This window comes from Actinoplanes sp. NPDC026623, assembly GCF_040638275.1.
In the GTDB taxonomy this organism is placed as follows: Bacteria; Actinomycetota; Actinomycetes; order Mycobacteriales; family Micromonosporaceae; genus Actinoplanes.
The window spans coordinates 25,070-43,628 of record NZ_JBEZXZ010000059.1 but is presented as its reverse complement, the minus strand read 5'-3'; the positions used below and the strand labels follow the sequence as shown (position 1 = coordinate 43,628).

Here is an 18,559-nt window from a genome sequence, read left to right as displayed (position 1 = left end):
CACCAGGGCGGCGACAACGACTGCGTCCACCCCGCCTCGGCCACCCTCGAATACGCCGCGGCGGACGCCTCCCTCGCCCTGATGGCCACCGCGCTGGGCCGGACCGCCGACGCCAGGCTGCTAGCCGGGCGCGGGCAGTGGTACCGCAACCTGTGGGACTCCTCGATCGGGCAGTTCCGCCCGCGGACGGCCGACGGGACCTGGCTGACGCCGTACGACCCGGTCGCGGCCGGCGAGCAGTTCCACGAGGGCGGCGCCTTCCAATATCAGTGGCTGGTGCCGCAGGACCCGGCCGGGCTGGTCTCGCTGATGGGCGGGCGCAGGGCGACGCAGCGGCGGCTGGACGACTTCTTCGTCTACGACAAGCTGCTCACCGACCCCGCCGGCACCGCGCGCACCGACTGGATCGCCAGCCCCTACGACTACTACGCGAAGGCCACGTACAACCCGAACAACGAGCCGGACCTGCTGGCTCCGTACATGTATCTGTGGACGGGGGCGCCCGCGAAGACCGCGACCGTGGTCCGGGCCGCGATGACGCTGTTCACCACCGGCCCGGACGGCATGACCGGAAACGACGACCTCGGCACGATGAGCGCCTGGTACGTCTTCTCCTCCCTCGGCCTCTACCCGACCATGAGCGGCGCGAACTTCCTGGCCGTGAGCAGCCCGCAGTTCCCCGAGGCGACCGTCACGATCGGCGACCACAGGCTCGTGATCACCGCGCCGGGCGCCTCCGACACCGACCGCTACATCCGGCGGGTCCGGCTCAACGGCGCCCCCGTCGCGAAGACCTGGCTCGACTGGTCCGCGGTCGCCGCCGGCGGCACACTCCGCCACGACCTCGGCGCCGCCCCGTCGAAGTGGGGCACGTCGGCCGCCGCCCAGCCACCGTCGGTCAACCGGGCCCCGGCGGACGGCCGCACCCACGTGGACGCCACCGTCCGCCCGTCCACCGCGGCCCTGCCCGCCGGCTCGCCCACCGCGCAGCAGGCGGCGTTCGAGGTGGACGTGGTCGCGCAGGCACCCCTGGCCATCCGGCCCCGGATCACCGCCACCGCCCCGGCCGGCTGGCAGGTGCGGGTCAGCCCGCGGCACCCCAGGACCCTGATCACCCGGCACCTCCCGATCGGAACCACCGCGACGCTGACCGTGCGGGCGCCGGCCGGAACGGCCGCGGGACAGTACCCGGTGACGGTCTCGGTCGCGGCGCCCGGCACCCGGACCGTCGAGCGCTCCGCCACCATCACCGTCCGCGAACCGGTCACCTGCGCCTCGACGACGGGCGGCGCCTGCCCCGTCGACCTCGGCAACGAGCGCAACGCCGACGGCACGGCGACCGTCGCCGCACCGGCCGAGGGCGACTTCGACGGCGGCGGCTGGAGCTACGACGCCGACCTGCTGCCCGCCGCCGGCCCGGTGACCTGGGACGGGACCACCTATCAGGCGCCGGATCCGACCGGCACCGCGAAGAACATGGTCAAGGCCCGCGGCCAGTCACTGCTGCTGCCGGCCGGCGACCACGCGGCGATCAAGCTCGTCGCGACGACCCACAACGGCCCGGTCACCGCCGCCCTGACCATCGGGTACGCGGACGGCACCACGTCGGCCGTCCCGGTGACGATCGCCGACTGGTGCGGCACGGCGTCGACCGGAACGACAAATGTGCTCGCGATGCCCCACCGCATCAAGGCCGGCCAGGGAATCGACGGCCCACCGGTCAGCCTCTTCGGCCTGAGCATCCCCGTGGCCGAGGGCAAACAGGTCCGTTCGATCACCCTCCCGAACGACCCCCGCCTACACCTGTACGCGCTGACCCTGGCGTATCGCTGATACATGGGTCACAGTGCAATGACCTTCTGAGTCATCGGCGGCCTGTCGATTAGGGCTCATGCCTAACCTGAACCAGTCGTCCGTCCGCGGCCGACGACCGTCGTCGGCGACGGCGTCTATGCCGCTGCCGGCCAGGCGCCGGTGAACGCCGCCGACATCACCACCGAGCACCGCGGCACCGATTCCCGGCTGCGCGCCAACATCCTCAACCGCGGGATCATGGCGCACAACATCACGTACAAGCCGATCACGGACCCGTCCATGATGGCGCTCGTGCACCAGGCAAGCTATTCCTTCCAGATGCCCTTCGTGCCGTCCACGGCCGGCGGCCCCCGCAACGCACAGACCGTCGAGGGCGGCCTGTTCGTCTGGGACGGCGCGAACACCCGGGTCGACCACGGCACCGCGTTCCAGTGGGTCCTCAACCCGTGGGACTCGAACTTCGGCAAGATCCGGGTATGGACGGGCAGCTCCTGGGCGGCGGCCGGCTACCTGAAGCCGGACACGGCCTGGCACCAGGTCTCCTTCCTGGTGGACCCGGCCGGCCAGCGGGTGGAACTCTCCATCGACGGCACCCAGATCGCGGCGCCGTACTCCCGGACGCCCAAGAACGGCTGGGGCACCGAGGTCGCGGCACGTCTGCAGGCCGAGGCGATCTCCATCTACCCCGGATCCGCAGCGACGTCCGCCCCGCAGCACGAGGTGCTGATCAAGGACTGGACCTGGACCCGGCAGTAGGACCGCACGCCATGAGGGCCCGGGGTTCGTAGCCCCGGGCCTATGGGCCCGGTACGCGGACGGCTACACGTCGGCCGTCCCGGTGACGGTCGCCGACTGGTGCGGCACGGCGTCGACCGGAACGACACCCTGTGGCAACGCTGACACGGAGTGACATGAGTGACACCAGTGACGGAAGGGTCGCTTCTGGAACGCATCCGCCGACACGAACCCCATAGGGTCGCTGGCATGGATCATGATGCACAGCTCGTTGCGGCCGTCCGTGCGGCCGATCCGGCGGCCGTGGCGAAAGCGCTCGCAGACGGCGCCGACCCGGACTCCGCCGCCGGCCGCTTCGCCGTGACCGGGCTGTCGGAGGCGGCGGGCGAGGGGCGGCTGGAGATCGCCCGGTTGCTGGTGGAAGCGGGGGCGTCGCTGCGGGCGAGGAGGCCGCAGTACGAGTCACCGCTGCGGTCGGCGGTGAGGGAGAGCCACCTCGATGTCATCCGGCTACTCGTCGATCGTGGCGCGCTCGAGGTCGAGGGCACCGGCCGTGGCAGCCTGCTCGTCACCGCGATCGCCGCCACTGGGCACAGGCCCCGGGCCGCGGCGTTGGAGGTCCTGCGGTACCTGCTGGAGCTCGGTGTCGATGCCGCGCCTGGCGAGGAGACCCCGATCGTCCAGGCCGTGCTGAGGTCGGCCGCACCCGCCACGATCCGCATGCTGCTCAGCCACGGCGCTGATCCGAACTCGCGGCGTTCCGACGGCACCCCAGCGCTCATCCTCGCCGCTCGGCGCGGTGACCAGGCCGCCGTTGACGTGCTGCTCACCGCGGGTGCTGATCCGGACGCGCTCGATGGCTACGGGCACACCGCGCTGATGCATGCCATCGAACGCAACGAGCAAGCCGTGAGCACCGTGCTGCTGCTGGCCGGTGCCGACCAGGCGGGCGCGCTCGATATCGCGCGGGGCTGGCAGCGGCAGAACGTTCAGTTCAAACTCGGCGAGAGGATGGTTGGCCTGGACGACGTGCCGATCGCCCGCACGGCAGTGCGGCTGCATCCCACGGGGTACGAGCTGCGCGGCGACCCGGCGGATTTCCGCCGCTGGGGGCAGCTTCTCGCGTGCGCGGCGGAGGAACTGGGCGATGACGAGTGGGACACGCGCACCGGCACCCCATACGCCCTGGCCCAGACCGTCGCCCACAGGCTCGTTGACGAGCCGGCCAAGTCGCCCACGGCGTCGTGGCACCGCATCGAGCTGTCCAGGGAGGAACTGGCCACGGTACGGCAGGCATTCGTGGAGCTCGCCTACGCGGTCCGCGTCGCACTGCCGGACGGGCTCGGGCAGGAGTATGTCCGCGACGTGCTCGACGAACTCGATGCCCAGTTGCCCTGACCTGTGGCCGGCGGTGTGCTCGCTCTCAGGTCACCCGGAGTGTTACCGTCCCGTCCTTGGCAGAGTGGACGGAGATCGTCATGCATAAGTTGGTGGTCTTGTATTCCAAGCCCGCCGACCCTGACCACTTCCGCGACTACTACGTGACCAACCACCTTCCACTGGTCATGAATCTGCCCGGCCTGCTTGGGTGGCGCTACAGCTTCGATGTGGCGGCGACCAACGGAGAAGCGCCATATTTCGCGGTCTTCGAAGGCGACTTCGCTGACGCCGCCGCCATGGCCACGGCGCGGGCGTCGCCGCAAGGCCAGCGGGTGGCCACCGATGTCGCCAACTACGCCACCGGCGGTGCGGTCGTTATCCACTACCCGGTGCAGGATGGCACCGACTGAGGCAGACCGGTAGGCGTTCGGTCGGACGTTGCGGCCATGCCTTATTGATGTGAGCCTCTGTCGCTTTGCGACGGATTCACAGTCCGCTGCATGCAAGCCGCCGACGAGGGTGGCTGAGCACGGGCTGACGCGAGGCGACACGCATACGACACAGCCACTCGCGCCGTCGGACGGGTGCCCACATCGAGGTGAGCAGGTCCTGTTGCCCGGGCCGGATCCTGTGGCCTGGCCGACTCGCCAGGATCCGGTGCGAGGGCCGCTACCTGGCGCCTGCCGGGGGCCGCTGCGCCCGGGAGGTGGCGGGGCACCCGCTGATCGAATTCTGTCGTACTCGGTGTGTAGCCTGCGGATCAACGATGAACTGCGCATGGTGGCCCGTAGGCGGATGGTGTGACACCGATCTATCACTTCACCCACAAGGCGAACTTGCCCAAGATCCTTGGTGCGAGTTGCCTGCTTTGTGATCGACTGTGCCGAGAGTCCGATCTGACTGCGCGCGATATCGCGTACTCCGACCTAAAGCAAAAGCGCTCCACCACCCCAGTGGAGGTACCGCCCGGGGGGACCCTGGCGGACTACGTGCCGTTCTACTTCGGTACGCGCTCTCCGATGTTGTACGTCTACAAGAACGGCCGAGTCACGGGCAAGCCGGAAAGTCAGGACGATCTTGTCTACTTTGCCACCTATGCCGAGGACGTTGCGTCGGCCGGCTTGGAGTTCGCATTCACCGATGGTCACCCAATCAGGGAGCCGAAGGCCTTCTATGCAGATCTGGCAGACCTGCAATCCGTTGATCTTCCCTTGATGAAGGAGAGGATGTGGAATGACACTGACGATGATCCTGACCGGATGCGACGACGCCAGGCCGAGTTCCTCGTGCACCAGACGATTGACTTGAATATGTTCCGGGCAGTAGGTACTAGAACGGTGCAGATGAAGAATGAAGTCGAGCGACTGCTGCGCGACGTAGGTATCGATCTACCTTGTTCCGTTCAACCGGAATGGTATTATGAGTACTAGGGTGCGGGAGGTGACAAAGTGATTAAGGAGACGGAAGGTAATCTGCTGGACTCGTCGGCGGAAGCCTTGGTGAACACCGTTAACACGGTTGGGGTGGCGGGAAAGGGTATAGCGCTCCAGTTCCGGCAGGCGTACCCCGGAAATTTTCGGGCGTACGAACGTGCTGCTAAGAAGGGCGACGTTGTACCTGGCCGTATGTTCGTGTGGTCGACTGGTCAAATTCAGTCGCCCCACTACATCATCAATTTTCCAACCAAGCGTCACTGGCGCGGCAATAGTCGTTTGGGCGACATTGCTTCCGGGTTGCAAGACCTGGTGCGAGTGATCGCAGAGTATCAGATCAAATCCATTGCGTTGCCGCCACTTGGCTGCGGCAACGGAGGGTTGAACTGGTCAGACGTTCACCCGCTGATCGTTGCTTCACTCAAAGACCTAGACGTAGAGGTCCTACTGTTTCCGCCAAATGGTGCGCCTGAGGCCGAGAATATGCCTATTCGCACTGAACGGCCGAAGATGACGCTAGGTCGGGCCGCTCTACTGCTTCTACTGAAGCAGTATCGTGCGCTTGACTGGTATCGGCTCTCAGCATTAGAGGTTCAGAAGCTGGCTTACTTCCTACAAGAGAGCGGTGAGGCGCTAAGGCTCAAGTATGTGAGAGCACACTACGGGCCATACGCAGAGAATCTCAATCATGTGCTAATCGCCATGGAAGGCCATTACACAGTCGGTTACGGGGACCGGAGTCGCGAGCCGCATATCGGCTTGGTGGAGGGCGCAGACGAGCGCGCGTCAACCTTTCTCCGCAACCATCCGGAAACGTTAAACCGGCTTGCCAGGGTCTCACTCTTGGTCGACGACTGGGAAACGCCTTACGGGCTAGAACTCTTGGCAACAGCGCACTGGGCGCTGACGCACGCTGGACTGGCAGAGGGCAGCCGGCGGAAAATATACGACTACGTCGCGTCGTGGACTCCGCGGAAGGCTCGCCTGTTCAAGGAGAGTCAGATAGATCGTGCAATTGATCAGCTGGTGAGGCATGAGTTCGCGCCTGCTGTTGAGGAGTAGTGGAAGGGGAAGCGCAATCGGTCGAGCTGCTGGTTCCTTGTCAGTGTGGCTCCTTCTCCTCCTCGCGGTCCGCCCACTACCGCTGACGGTGCGCTCGACACGCTCGCGCTCCGAATGAAGGACGGTAAGGCCGCGTCGCCCAGCACTGTCGCCCGGAAGCGTGCTGTGTTCTCGGGCGCTCTCAAGTACGCAGTCGAGCTACGTCTGCTGGAGGTTCATCCGCTGTCCGTCGTGAGCTCGGTGGCTCCGAAGCACAACGACGAGATCGACCGGAAAGCGGTGGTCTATCCCGAGCAGGCCCGCGCCCTGCTCGCAGTCGTGCGTGCCAGCGTTCCCGAGCTTGAAGCGTTCTTAGGCTGTATGTACTACTCGGCCCTGCGGCCCGAGGAAGTGTTCAACCTCCGTGAGGAGGAGTTCGAACGCCCGACCGCCACGGGCGGATGGGGCATGTTGCGCCTCACCGGGTCAACGGTTGCGGTGGGCAACGGGTGGGGCGACGCGGATGGCACGATCGAGCGGCGTGGCCTCAAGCACTGGGCCGACTCCGCGACCCGGGATGTCCCCGCGCCACCGGCACTGGTGGCCCTTCTCGATCATCACCTTGCCGAGTACAAGCCGTCGAAGGATGGCCGGCTGTTCGTAACCAGGCGCGGGCCCGGCGGTCGGTTCGTGCCGACGCTGGGCCGGCCGATCCCGAGCAAGACCTACGGCAAGGCAAGGCATGGCGTGACGCTCGTGAGGCCGTTCTGACACCCGTGCAGATCCGCTCGCGGCTGGCCCGGCGCCCGTACGACCTCCGGCACGCCGCCGTGTCGCTTTGGGTGAACGCTGGATCCGGCTACCAAGGTCGCCGAGGGGGCCGGACACAGCGTGCACATCCTCACGCGGTGTACGCGAAGTGCGTCTATGGCCAGGATGAAGCGGCCCGTCGACGGGTTGAGGCGGTCCTAACGGCGGCTGACACGCCGGAGGGGGAGCGGCCGGTCAAGGCGGCTTGATCGCCGACACGTATACGACACGACAGTGAGATCAAGCGGTCCTGAGTGAGACTCAGCGGGACCTACGAACACCTGTACGCGCCGACCCTGGGCCAGTGCTGATACGGGTGTCATCGCACCGGGTCTCCTTCCTGGTGGACCCGCAGCAGACTGAGCCGGCGGCACTCAGCCCGTTCCCGGTTCAACGCCGGGGCAGGCGGGTCAGGGGATGAAGTGCGCCCCGGGGAAGGGTGAATTCGGGCGTTCGAGCAGGGGTTGCCTGCGGTGGCGTAGGTGCATGTCGAAAAAGGCGAGGGGGTACGCCTGTTGGATTTGGACTGCCAGGCTCGGGCTGAACGTGCCGATCCAGCCGGCCAGGTCCGTGTCGCTCATGCCGGTGAGGCGGGCTATCTGCGGGAGCAGCCAGACGGCGTCGGAGTATGAGAGCTCGGTGCCGCCGTCGATCTGCAGGTTGCGGTGCCAGCCGCGCAGATGTGTCCAGAAGTCGGCGGCGCTGGTGTCGGCGGCGCTGGTGAAGGTGGCGGTCATCATCAGGAATGGCCGGTCGATGTCGGTGGTGATCGGTGGCTGGCACTGCATCGGGCCGTCCAGGCTGAGCCCGGCCCGGATCCGCTGGTCGCCGATCATGGCCAGGGCGGTCGCGGTGCCGCCTTTGGAGTAGCCGAACATGCCGACGCGGCGCATGTCGAGGAGCCCGGCCAGCCCGGCCGGCAGCCGGTGGTGCTCGGCGTCGGGGTTGCGGCCGGCGGCGAGGTCTTCGATGCGGTCGAGGACGAACGGGATGTCGTCGGCGTGGTCCCAGGGCGTGGTCGGCACGTCCTCGCTGGGGACGGCGAGGTGGCCGTCGGGGAATTCGCTGAACGCGTCGTACGGGGTGTCGACCGTGACCACGACGTAGCCGTGGCTGGCTAGTTCCTGCACGATGACGGTGGTTTCGGAGCGGTGTCCGTTGGAGCCGTGGGAGAACACGATGACGGGCCGCCTGCCGAGTGCCCGCAGCGCCGGGGCTCCGTCGCGCCCGGCCGTGAGCGGTGTCGCGGCGACGTCGACCGGGAGGTCGTTGTCGGCGAGCAGGCCGCGCAACGGCGCGTCCTGCAGCCACACCGCTGCCGGATGGCGCCGGGCGTCCGGTGTCGCGGGGTACCAGACGCTGACCATCAGTTCGCGGTAGTGACCCGGGCCGGCGACGGGGTCCGGACGGGCTGTATCGATCAGGTGCAGTGACACGATGCCGACCCGGCACGGCCCGGTCGGCGCGGGCAGGGTGAGACGGGGCCGGCCGAGCCCGGGCCGGCTGAGGCCGGGCCGGCTGAGGCCGGGCCGGCTGGCCGCGGCGGCCGAGGAGCGGTCGGCTCGGGCGAGCGGTCCGGCCGCCCCGGCGGCGAGGGCGGCGGTGAGCAGGCGTCGGCGGGTCAGTGCGGTGGTCATCGGTCCTCCGGGATGTCGCTGGTCTCGACTCGGGCGATGAGCTGCTTGAGGCGCGCGATCTCGTCGGCGAGCGAGGCGGTGCCGGCGGGAGTCAGGGTGATCCAGGTGCGGCCACGGCGGCCCTCGTAGCCCTTCTCGATTTCGATCAGGGCGGCCGCTTCGAGCACGCTCAGGTGTTTGGAGAGGTTGCCGGCGGTCAGGTCCAATTGGGTACGCAGGTAGCCGAACTCGACCCGGCGCGCCTCGTGCGTGATGGCGAGGACGCCCAGCCGGACCCGCTGATGCACCACCTCGTCCAGGCCGGTGATCGGGTGTGCGGCCTCCGGATCGAAGGCGCCGGTCATGACGTTCACCGGCGTCGGCGGCGGGCCATGGCGAAGCCGGCCGCGCCCAGCAGCAACACGGTTGCGCTGATGACCTGGCCGGGCACCCAGTACATCCGGGTGTTGCCGCCGTTGCCGACCCAGCCGAAGTTGATCGGCACCAGCACCACCGCCAGGTAACCGGCGGTGAAGGCGAACAAGGCGAAATTGCGTTCGAGTCGGGCGAGGACCAGCAGCGCGATCCCGATCATGCCCCACGGCCCGATCAGGCGATCGATGAACAGCACCCACGGCGGGCTCGGCTGCGGGTTGTCCGCCAGCGCCCGCCCCGCCAGATAGATCCTCTCCGCCACCCAGGCGGCGGTGAACAGCAGCGTTGTCACGGCACCGGTGATCGCGTACGGCATCACGCGCGCGCCGAGCCCGCGCGCCCGGGCGACCCGGATGTACGAATAGGCGATCGCGGCGTAGGCCAGCAGGAGAGCGGGGGGCCAGTAGTAGAGCACGCCCTGGCGCGAGAACCGGCAGACGTGGTCGGCCGCGCAGTGCACCGACATGAAGTGCACGTCGAACCAGATTCCCAGGTATGTCACCACGGCGAGCACCAGCAGCGTGACCCAGGTCAGCCGCTGGTCGAGGCGCACCCGGCGGGCCAGGGCATGCACGTCTGACAGCAACCGGCGGGGTTCGCCATAGGCGGGTAGCGGATCAGCAGTCATGCCAATAGGTTTGCATAGCAAATCTGTCGGCGCTAGTGCCGAATCGAGAGGAGACCGCTGCGCGACGCGCGATCCACCGCCCGCCGATGCGCGCATCCAGCCGCGAACCGCGCGGTCAGCCGAGACCGGGCACCCCTCGCCCCGACTCGGCTGCTGTTCGTGGTCCGTCGTCCACACACGACGATCTACGCACCTCAGCCGCCCCGGCACCGACCAGCCGAGCGCGGGTGTGGCCCGCGACGGCGCCGCACAAGGGGATCAGAGTTCGCCGGCGAGGCGGCGAGGCGGCGAGGCGGCGAGGCGGCACCTGGCGGCGCTACATCACCCAGCCGTACAGGCGCTCGACGTGCAGGCTCAGTACGAGCCGGCCGTCCGCGACCATCGCCCGGCGGTAGTCGTCCCAGTCCGGGTGTTCCTTGCCGGCGACCAGCCGGTAGACCTCGATCAGCTCCTCGACCGTCGCGTCGTGCTCGTCGGCGGAGACCGGCGAGACCGTGGCGTGCACCTCGGCGACGACGTAGCCGGCGCCGCCCGGCCCCGCGACCCGTACGCTGCCGCGCGGGTCGCGCCGCAGGTTGTGCACCTTGGCGAGCGAGTCCCGGGTGGACGCGCGCAGCACCCGGGTCTGGTCGTCGGCCGTGTAGTTCACGTCCGACAGCTGGGGCCGTCCGTCGCGCTTGATGGTGGCGAGCGTGCACAGGTTGGCCGCTGCGATGACGGCCCAGAGGTTGTCGGACATTCCGCCATGCTAAAACGGCGACGGCCCGCGCGGCCGCCCCGCCGGAAACCGGGAGGCGGCCGCGCCGGATGGTTCAGGTCAGAACCGGTTGCACTGGCCGAGCCGGCCGCCGCCGATGGTGTTCGGCAGACCGTTGTCGACCGGCGCCGGCTTGTTGCCGATGCAGGTCAGCGTTCCGCCGATCGCGTTGCCTGAGACCACCGTCGAGCCGGTGTTGGTGAGCAGGGTGACCGCGCCCTTGAGGGTCGAGGCCTCCACGCCCACCGGGCCCGAGCCGCTGACGGTCAGCGGTCCGGACACGGTGGAGTGCAGCAGCGAGACCGTGCCCGCGCCGTTCGCCGTCACCGCGGCCCGCAGGGTCGCGCCGGTGGCGTAGAGCGAGGCGCCCCTCGACACCGACACCAGGCCGGTGATCTGCGCGCCGGCCTTGATGCAGGTGACGCCGGAGCGCACCGACACCGCACCGACGATCTTGTCGGAGATCACCGTGGTGCAGGCCGGTTCCGGTACGCCGAGCAGCTCCACCTCGGCGAGCGTGGTGCTCGCCTCGCCGGTGTTGGCGCCGACCTCGAGGCGGTAGTACGCGTACCGGCCGGGGCCGGCGATTTTGAACGGGCGGGTCTGCAGGCGCCAGTCGAACGCCTGGTCGGTGCGCTCGTCGATGGTCGCCCAGGTGGTGCCGTCGTAGGAGCCTCGCAGTTTCCAGGATTTCGGGTCGCCGGCCACCGTGCCCGAGGTGAGGGTGTAGTAGTCGGCACGCTCGCCGGCGCCGGCGAACTGGTACTGCCAGACCGGCGTCTGCGAGGCGAACGTCGCCTGGGTGGCGGAGGTGTCGTCGACCAGGGCCGGGTCCGAGGCGGTGCCGCGGCCCGGGCCGGTCAGGTCCCGCAGCGGGGCCGGGATCGCGGCGCCCTTGGTGATCGACGGCGGTGCCGCGTCGGCGCCGGTGCCCCAGTTCGACGGCTCCGCGCCCATGGTGAAGTCGAGCGTCGCGCCGTCCGCGAGCACCGAGTGTGGCAGCGACGTCGAGTCGTACGCCTTGCCGTTGACCTTCAGGGACTGCACGTAGACGTTCTTCCGGCTGTTGCCCGGCGCGTTCACGACGATCTTCCTGCCCTCGCCGAGGTTGACGGTCGCCCTGGTGAACATCGGCGAGCCGATCGCGTACGCGGGGCTGCCCATCTGCAGCGGGTAGAACCCGAGCGCGCTGAAGATCTGCCACGCGCTCATCTCGCCGTTGTCCTCGTCTCCCGGGTAGCCCTGGCCGATCTCGCTGCCCAGGTAGAGCCGGGACGTCGCCTCGCGGACCAGCTTCTGCGTCTTGTACGGCTGACCCGCGAAGTCGTACATGTAGATGATGTGGTGCGACGGCTGGTTGCTGTGGCCGTACTGGCCCATCCGGACGTCGCGGGCCTCGTACATCTCGTGGATGGGGCCGCCGTACGAGCCGTAGAAGGTGGCCGTCTCGTCGGTGTCGAAGAACTTGTCGAGCTTCTTCGCCAGGCCGTCGCGTCCGCCGTACAGGTTGGCCAGGCCCTGACCGTCCTGCGGGGCGTGGAACGCCATGTTCCAGCCGTCGGTCTCGGTGTAGTCGTAGCCCCAGACCCGCGGGTCGTAGGTGGACGCCGGGTTGCGCCAGTTGCCCGACGAGTCCTTGCCCTGGAAGAAGCCGACCGACGGGTCGAACATGTTCACGTAGTTCTGCGCCCGGTTGCGGAAGTACTCGGCCTGCTCGGCGTACTCCTTCGCCTTCGGGCCGTCCTTCTTCGCCAGCGCCTCGGCCATGTTCGCGATGCCGAAGTCGTTGATGTAGCCGTCCATCGCCCAGGACGTGGCCTCGCCGGTCGCGTCGCTCGGCGTGTAGCCCTTGAAGATCGAGCCGGCCAGGCCCTTGCGGCCGACGTTGGCGTTCGGCGGTGCCACCGTCGCGTTCTTCAGCGCGGCCCGGTAGGCGGTCTCGGCGTCGAAACCGGGAACGCCCTTCAGGTACGCGTCGGCGAACGCGACGTCGGAGCTGGTGCCGACCATCAGGTTGGCGTAGCCCGGCGCGGACCAGCGCGACACCCATCCGCCGTCGCGGAACTGCTGGACGAAGCCGTCCACCATCTCGCCGGCCTCGTTCGGCGTGAGCAGCGAGTACGCCGGCCACGTCGTCCGGTAGGTGTCCCAGAAGCCGTTGTTGACGTAGACCTTGCCGTCCTTGACCGGCGCGCCCGTCTCCGTCGGCGTGCTGGCGGGGCTGGTCACCGCGGACTGCACGGTGTGCCGGTAGGCCGGCTCGGCGGCGCTGCCGGTGTTCTCGAAGCCGGAGTTCGGGTACAGGAACAGCCGGTACAGGTTGGAGTAGAGCGTGGTGAGCTGGTCCTGGGACGCGCCCTCGACCTCGACGGTGTGCATCTTGGCGTCCCACAGCGCCTGCGCGCTGTCGCGCACCGAGTCGAGGGTGGCGTCGGCCGCGACCTCCAGGTCCAGGTTGTGCCGGGCCTGCGCGACGCTGATCAGCGAGGTGGCGATGCGCATCCGCACGGTCTTGTGCTGCGTCGTGTCGAACTTCAGGTAGCCCGTCGACGGGCGGTTCCCGGTCGCCAGCATGCCGCTTGCCGTGACCGGCGCGTCGACGGTGGCGTACATGAACATCCGGGTCCAGCCGGCGGAGAGACCGCCGCTGTTCACGTCCGACCAGCCGGACACCGTCCCGTTGGCCGCGTCGATGGTGAGCCCGGCGTTGTTGTTGACGTTGTCCAGGATCAGGTTCGAGCTGTCGCCGGTGAAGGTGAACTGGAACAGGGCCGCGTGGTCGGTCGGCGCGAGTTCGGTCCTGAGCCCGTTGTCGAACGTGACGCCGTAGTAGTAGGGCTTCGCGACCTCGTTCTCGTGACCGAACGCCAGCGCGCGGTTGGCCCGGTTGGCATCGGGTACGCCGGCCGCCGCGCTCGGCATCACCTGGAACGTCTGCCGGTCGCCCATCCACGGGCTGGGCTCGTGGCTGGCGGAGAACGCCTGCAGGGTGGGCCGGTTCGCGGCGTTGTTGCGGCGGTGGTACTCGTACAGCCAGCTGGTGGTGCCGGCGTTGGTCACCGGGGTCCAGAAGTTGAACCCGTGCGGCACCGCGGTGGCGGGGAAGTTGTTGCCGCGCGAGAAGTCGCCCGACGACTGGGTGCCGCGCCGCGTCTCCGCGTACTCGGAAAGATGGGCCTTCGGCCGCGCGGCCGGCACCTCGGCGACGGTGATGTCGTCGTACCAGGCGCGGAAGGCGGTGGGGCCGGACGGCTTGTCGTAGCCGATCAGGATGCGGTCGATGGTCTTGCCGGCCGCGACCTGGCCGATCCGCGCGGTCCGCTTGTTCCACTGCGCGGTGTAGAGGGTCTTCGACGCGCCCTGCGCGGCGGGGCTGACCACGATGCCGTTCTGGTCGAGGGCGCCGAGCTCGGACAGCCGGGTGCCGTCGGTGAAGACCAGGTCGACCGCCGTGTACGTGGCGGGGTTCGTCAGGTCCTCGCGGTTGAACTCCGGCAGGACCAGGTAGGAGAGCTCGGTCTCCTCGGTGACGGCCACGTCGACGTCGAAGACCTTGTTGTAGGAGTATCCGCGGCCCTCGGCGGTGTGCCGGCCGGCGATCTGGAACGCCGCGAGCCCGGTGTAGCCCGCGCCGGCCTTGGCGGTGGGCGAGCTGGCGGGTCCGGTGCCGACGCGGCTCTGCATCGGCCCGGCCGGCGGCGTGGTCACGCTGTCGTCGGCGAGCTCGAGCTCGGCGAGCTGGGTGAGGTTGCCCGACGGGTGCCCGGTGATGTTGAGCCGGTAGATCGGGAAGGACGCCGGGTCCGCTACCTCGTAGATCCTGCTCTGGAAGCGGTCGGCGAACGTCTGCCCGGTCCGGGTGTCGACCGTGGTCCAGGCGGTGCCGTCGGCGGAGCCCTCCAGCGTCCAGTCCCGGGGGTCCCGCTCGGGTGCGTCGTTGGCGGAGGTCAGCGCGTACCGGATGACCTTGGCGGGCGCGTCGAGCGTGTACTGCGCCCAGCCGGCCGGGGTGTCGACGAGCCACTTGGTGGCCGAGTCGCCGTCGTTGAGGTTGCCGGCGCCCTCGTTGCCGTTCGGTTCCGCGTTGACGGCGATGGCCGTGACGTGGCCGCGCAGGCTGCCCGGCATGCCGACGACGACGTTGCCGTCGACGCCCGCGCTGCTCGCGTCCGCGTCGACCGTGTCGGTCCAGGCCGGCTGCGGATCGTCGGTCTCGAACGACGAGCCGAACGAGGTGGCCGCCGCGGCCCGGGCGCCGCCGCCCAGGGCGAGCGAGGCGGCCGTGGCGATCAATGTGACGGATAACAGGGCGACACCCCATCGTGGCCGGTGCATGCCGTCTCCTTCTCAGGGCTGTATGAACCTCCGGCACACATCGTCATGTCTAAGTCTATCGATATGCAAGGTTTCCTAACGCTCGATTGACATCGATGTCAGCTCGGCTCCGCGGCGCCGCCGCCAACCAGGCCCTCCTCGTACGCCAGGATCACGAGCTGGACCCGGTCGCGGACGCCGAGCCGGGCGATGGCCCGGGTGATGTGGGTCTTCGCGGTGAGCGGGCTGATCACCAGCTCCCGGGCGATGTCCTCGTTGGACAGCCCGGTGGCGACCAGCTGCACCACCTCGCGCTCGCGGGCGGTCAGCGCCGCGAGCCGCTTGCCGCCGCCCGGCGCCGGGGCCGGGCGGTGCGCGAACTGCTTGACCACCCGGCGGGTGACGCTGGGGGAGAGCAGCGCCTCCCCGGCCGCCACCACCCGCACGGCGTGCCGCAGGCCGTCCGGGTCGACCTCCTTGGTCAGGAAGCCGCTCGCGCCGGCCTCGAGCGCCGCGAACACGTACTCGTCGGTCTCGAAGGTGGTCAGAATGATCACCCGGCAGTCCCGCAGGTCCGGGTCCGCCATGATCTGCCGGGTCGCCGCTATGCCGTCCAGCCCGGGCATCCGGATGTCCATCAGCACGACGTCCGGCCGCAGCGCGCGGGCGGTGCGCACCGCCTCGTCCCCCGTGGACGCCTCGCCCGCCACCACGATCCCGCGGTCGCGCTTGAGCAGGCTGCGGAACCCGGCCCGGACCAGGTGCTGGTCGTCGGCGAGCAGGACGGTGATGGTCATGTCAGGCCACGATCGGGATCGTCGCCCGGACGGTGTAGCCGCCGCGGGGGCCCGGCCCGGTGACCAGCTCCCCGCCCAGCGCGGCGACCCGCTCCCGCATGCCCATGATCCCGTGCCCGGGCGCGCCCTTCGGCTCCCCGGCGCCGTCGTCGGCGATCTCGACCTCCACGCTGGTCGCGGCGTACCGCAGGGTCACGCTCACCCGGGTGGCCGCGGCGTGCCGGACGGTGTTGGTGAGCGACTCCTGCACCACGCGGTAGACCGCGGTGCCGACCGGCGCCGGCACCTCGGCGCGCGCGCCGCGCTCGGTGACGGCCACCTCGACGCCGGCCGCGCGAACCTGCTCGGCCAGGCCCGTCAGCCCCTCCAGGCCGGCCGCCGGCGGCTCGATCCGGTCGCCCTCGCGCAGCACGTCGACCAGGGACTTCAGGTCGGTCATCGCCCGGCCCCGGACGTCCTGCGCCAGCCGCAGGGCGCCGCGGGCCTCCTCGGGCTCGTCGTCGAACGAGTCGAGGGCGACGTTGAGGTGCACGCCCACCACCGCGAGCGTGTGTGAGACGACGTCGTGCAGGTCGCGGGCGATGCCGACGCGCTCCTCCGCGCGCCGCCGCAGCGCGTCCAGCTCCTGCTCGTGCAGCGACTGCTGCAGCCGCGCCGCGACCTCCTGCTGCCAGCGCCGGGTGTTGCGGTAGGCGACGGTGGCGGCGAGCACCGCGGCCAGCCACAGGGCCTCCCCGCCGATGTGGCCGAGCACCCAGTCGGACGACTTCTGCTCGACGACGCCCTCCCAGACCAGGCCGTAGCCGAGGGTGAGCGACCCGACCGCCACGGCCGCCCGCAGCCGGCCGGCGAGGGCCAGCGCGGCGAAGGCCGCGGTGGCCGGCCAGGCCCAGCCGCTGCCGACGAGGCCCGAGGTGCGCATGGCGACGACGAACAGCACGGAGGTGATCAGCACGCTCAGCGGCCACCGGCCGACCAGCAGCATCAACATCGCCAGCCAGAACGCCAGGGTTGCCGTCATGACGCCCTGCACGTTCCCGCCGGTGAGGGCGAGCCCGGCGGGCACCCCGACGAGGGTGAGCGCGGCGGCCGCCAGGGGCAGCGATCGTGGCATGGTCCCCATCCTTGCGCCCTCACGGTCCGTGGTTTCCAGAATCCCGGTGACTGTCATGTCCGCAAGTTACGGTCGCGCGGGGTGCCGCCGCGTCGTCCCCGCGGCGTCTGTCCCGGTGACTCCCTTCGAGTACGGGTCTACACCGATCGGTGTATGTCGCTCTAGGCTGAGGCCGTGATCGACGAGGGTGCCGCTGCCGCCGATGTGCTCGCCTCCTACGGCCGTTTCACGATCCGGCCGGGGCTCTCCGATTCCGAGATAGCCGCGGTCGAGAAGGAGTTCGGGATCTCGTTCGCCGACGATCACCGGGCCTTCCTGTCCGCCGCGCTGCCGATCGGGCGCGGCTGGCCCGACTGGCGCGACGGCGACCGCGGCCAGCTTCGCGAGAAGCTCGCCCTGCCGGTCGAGGGCGTGCTCTTCGACGTGGCCGAGAACGATTTCTGGTACGAGGGCTGGGGCCCGCGCCCCGAGTCCACCGAGGATGCGGTGGTGGTCGCCCGCCGGCTGCTGGTGATCGTGCCACGGCTGATCCCGGTCTACTCGCACCGCTACCTGCCGGCCGGCCACGGCACCTCCGGGCATCCGGTGCTGTCGGTGATGCAGACCGACGTCATCTGTTACGGCGCGAACCTGGCCGCCTATCTCCGCACCGAGTTCGGCGGGGTGCCCTCCGAGCCCGGCCGGGCCAGCGTCGCCTTCTGGCGCGACCTGGCCTAACCCTCGGCTTCGCCCTCGGCGCGCTTGGCGCGGGCGCGGCGCTTGCCCTCGTGCATCGCCGCCACCCGGGCCACCGGAATCGTGTGGCCCTGCTCGACCAGGCCGGCGTCGAGCGGCTGCGGCCGCGGCATCGCCTCGGCCCAGGGGTCGCCGTCCTTCAGCAGCCCGAGGGCGGTGTGCACGGTGAAGTCGGCAGGCGTCACGTCGCCGAGGTCGTCCCAGCCGACCGGGAACGACACCGGCACCCCGGGCCGGATCCGCGGGCTGTAAGCGGCCGCCACGGTGGCGCCGCCCGCGCGGGTGGCGTCGAGGAAGACCTTGCCGTGCCGGTCCTCGCGGATGAACGCGGTGGTGGCGATCTCCGGGTCGATCCGCTCGGCGCGGGCCGCGAGCGCCCGGGTCGCGGCGGCCACGTCGACGGTGGCGGCGCTGCCGTCGAGCGGCACGAAGATGTGCACGCCCTTCGACCCGCTGGTCTTCACGGCGCCGGACATGCCCGCGTCGGCGAGCGCCTGCCGCACCAGCCCGGCGGCCCGCACGACCGCGTCGAACGCGCCGCCCTCCGGCGGATCCAGGTCCATGATCAGGTGGGTGGGGCGGTCGCGCTCGTCGATGGTCATCAGCGTCGGGTGATATTCGACCGCGCGCTGGTTGGCGAACCACAGCAGCGTGCGGCGGTCGTTGCAGAGGGCGTACTGCACCTCGCGGTGCGACGCCTCGGCCCACACCGCCGTGCGGGGGACCCATTGCGGGGTGTACTTCGGCAGGTTCTTCTGCATGAACCGGTCCTGGCCGCGCAGCACCCGGACCACCGACAGCGGCCGGTCGCGAAGGACGGGGACGATCCGGTCGCGGACCGCGTCCAGGTAGTCGACCAGGTCGCGCTTGGTGGCGCCGGCGCCGGGGAAGAGCTCCTGGTCCAGGTTCGTCAGCGGTACCCCGTCGCGCTCTTCCTTCTCGGCCATGG

At 69.7% G+C, this 18,559-nt stretch carries 16 protein-coding genes; 8 read left to right on the top strand and 8 right to left on the bottom strand.

Annotated features, from left to right (window positions below; genetic code table 11):
* The 7 genes from AB0F10_RS19425 to AB0F10_RS19395 all read left to right on the top strand — a co-directional run.
* Positions 1-1,833 (top strand): glycoside hydrolase domain-containing protein (locus AB0F10_RS19425; RefSeq protein WP_360626445.1); only part of this gene is annotated, 1,833 nt, incomplete at its 5' end.
* A 141-nt stretch (positions 1,834-1,974) separates the two neighbouring features.
* Positions 1,975-2,571, top strand: coding sequence for a hypothetical protein (locus AB0F10_RS19420; protein WP_360626442.1), 597 nt, complete (start codon positions 1,975-1,977; stop codon positions 2,569-2,571).
* Between the two features lie 228 nt (positions 2,572-2,799).
* Positions 2,800-3,948, top strand: coding sequence for an ankyrin repeat domain-containing protein (locus AB0F10_RS19415; protein ID WP_360626439.1), 1,149 nt, complete (start codon positions 2,800-2,802; stop codon positions 3,946-3,948).
* Positions 3,949-4,004: 56 nt separating this feature from the next.
* A complete protein-coding gene (locus AB0F10_RS19410; RefSeq protein ID WP_360626436.1) occupies positions 4,005-4,340 on the top strand; it encodes an EthD family reductase in 336 nt (111 codons plus the stop codon).
* 390 nt (positions 4,341-4,730) lie between these two features.
* A complete protein-coding gene (locus AB0F10_RS19405) occupies positions 4,731-5,360 on the top strand; it encodes a DUF4433 domain-containing protein (RefSeq protein WP_360626433.1) in 630 nt (209 codons plus the stop codon).
* An 18-nt stretch (positions 5,361-5,378) separates the two neighbouring features.
* Complete coding sequence (locus AB0F10_RS19400; RefSeq protein WP_360626430.1) at positions 5,379-6,425, top strand: macro domain-containing protein; 1,047 nt, start codon at positions 5,379-5,381, stop codon at positions 6,423-6,425.
* Positions 6,426-6,539: 114 nt separating this feature from the next.
* Entirely contained in the window at positions 6,540-7,175 is a 636-nt protein-coding gene (locus tag AB0F10_RS19395; protein ID WP_360626427.1) for a hypothetical protein, read from the top strand.
* Positions 7,176-7,624: 449 nt separating this feature from the next.
* Here the strand turns inward: AB0F10_RS19395 and AB0F10_RS19390 are convergent, their stop codons facing one another.
* From AB0F10_RS19390 to AB0F10_RS19360, 7 genes are all read right to left on the bottom strand, one after another.
* Complete coding sequence (locus tag AB0F10_RS19390) at positions 7,625-8,851, bottom strand: acetylhydrolase (RefSeq protein WP_360626424.1); 1,227 nt, start codon at positions 8,849-8,851, stop codon at positions 7,625-7,627.
* Positions 8,848-9,195, bottom strand: coding sequence for a transcriptional regulator (locus tag AB0F10_RS19385; RefSeq protein WP_360626421.1), 348 nt, complete (start codon positions 9,193-9,195; stop codon positions 8,848-8,850). The genes AB0F10_RS19390 and AB0F10_RS19385 overlap by 4 nt, the downstream gene beginning before the upstream one ends.
* 5 nt (positions 9,196-9,200) lie before the next feature.
* Positions 9,201-9,893 carry a hypothetical protein gene (locus AB0F10_RS19380; protein WP_360626418.1) on the bottom strand — a complete coding sequence of 231 codons (693 nt, stop codon included), beginning with the start codon at positions 9,891-9,893 and terminating at the stop codon, positions 9,201-9,203.
* Between the two features lie 316 nt (positions 9,894-10,209).
* On the bottom strand, positions 10,210-10,632 hold the full coding sequence (locus AB0F10_RS19375; RefSeq protein ID WP_360626416.1) for a PPOX class F420-dependent oxidoreductase: 423 nt from the start codon (positions 10,630-10,632) through the stop codon (positions 10,210-10,212).
* Positions 10,633-10,710: 78 nt separating this feature from the next.
* Positions 10,711-14,985: a GH92 family glycosyl hydrolase gene (locus tag AB0F10_RS19370; RefSeq protein WP_360626413.1), complete on the bottom strand. Its 4,275-nt coding sequence runs from the start codon at positions 14,983-14,985 to the stop codon at positions 10,711-10,713.
* 98 nt (positions 14,986-15,083) lie between these two features.
* Positions 15,084-15,761, bottom strand: coding sequence for a response regulator transcription factor (locus AB0F10_RS19365; protein WP_360626410.1), 678 nt, complete (start codon positions 15,759-15,761; stop codon positions 15,084-15,086).
* A gap of 1 nt (position 15,762) precedes the next feature.
* Positions 15,763-16,875, bottom strand: coding sequence for a sensor histidine kinase (locus tag AB0F10_RS19360; RefSeq protein WP_360626407.1), 1,113 nt, complete (start codon positions 16,873-16,875; stop codon positions 15,763-15,765).
* A gap of 174 nt (positions 16,876-17,049) precedes the next feature.
* Here AB0F10_RS19360 and AB0F10_RS19355 point away from each other — a divergent pair, with 174 nt between their 5' ends.
* A complete protein-coding gene (locus tag AB0F10_RS19355) occupies positions 17,050-17,592 on the top strand; it encodes a hypothetical protein (protein WP_360626404.1) in 543 nt (180 codons plus the stop codon).
* Here AB0F10_RS19355 and ligD read toward each other — a convergent pair.
* Positions 17,589-18,557, bottom strand: a complete 969-nt coding sequence (ligD, locus tag AB0F10_RS19350; protein WP_360626401.1) for a non-homologous end-joining DNA ligase — start codon at positions 18,555-18,557, stop codon at positions 17,589-17,591. The genes AB0F10_RS19355 and ligD overlap by 4 nt on opposite strands.
* Positions 18,558-18,559: the final 2 nt, after the last annotated feature.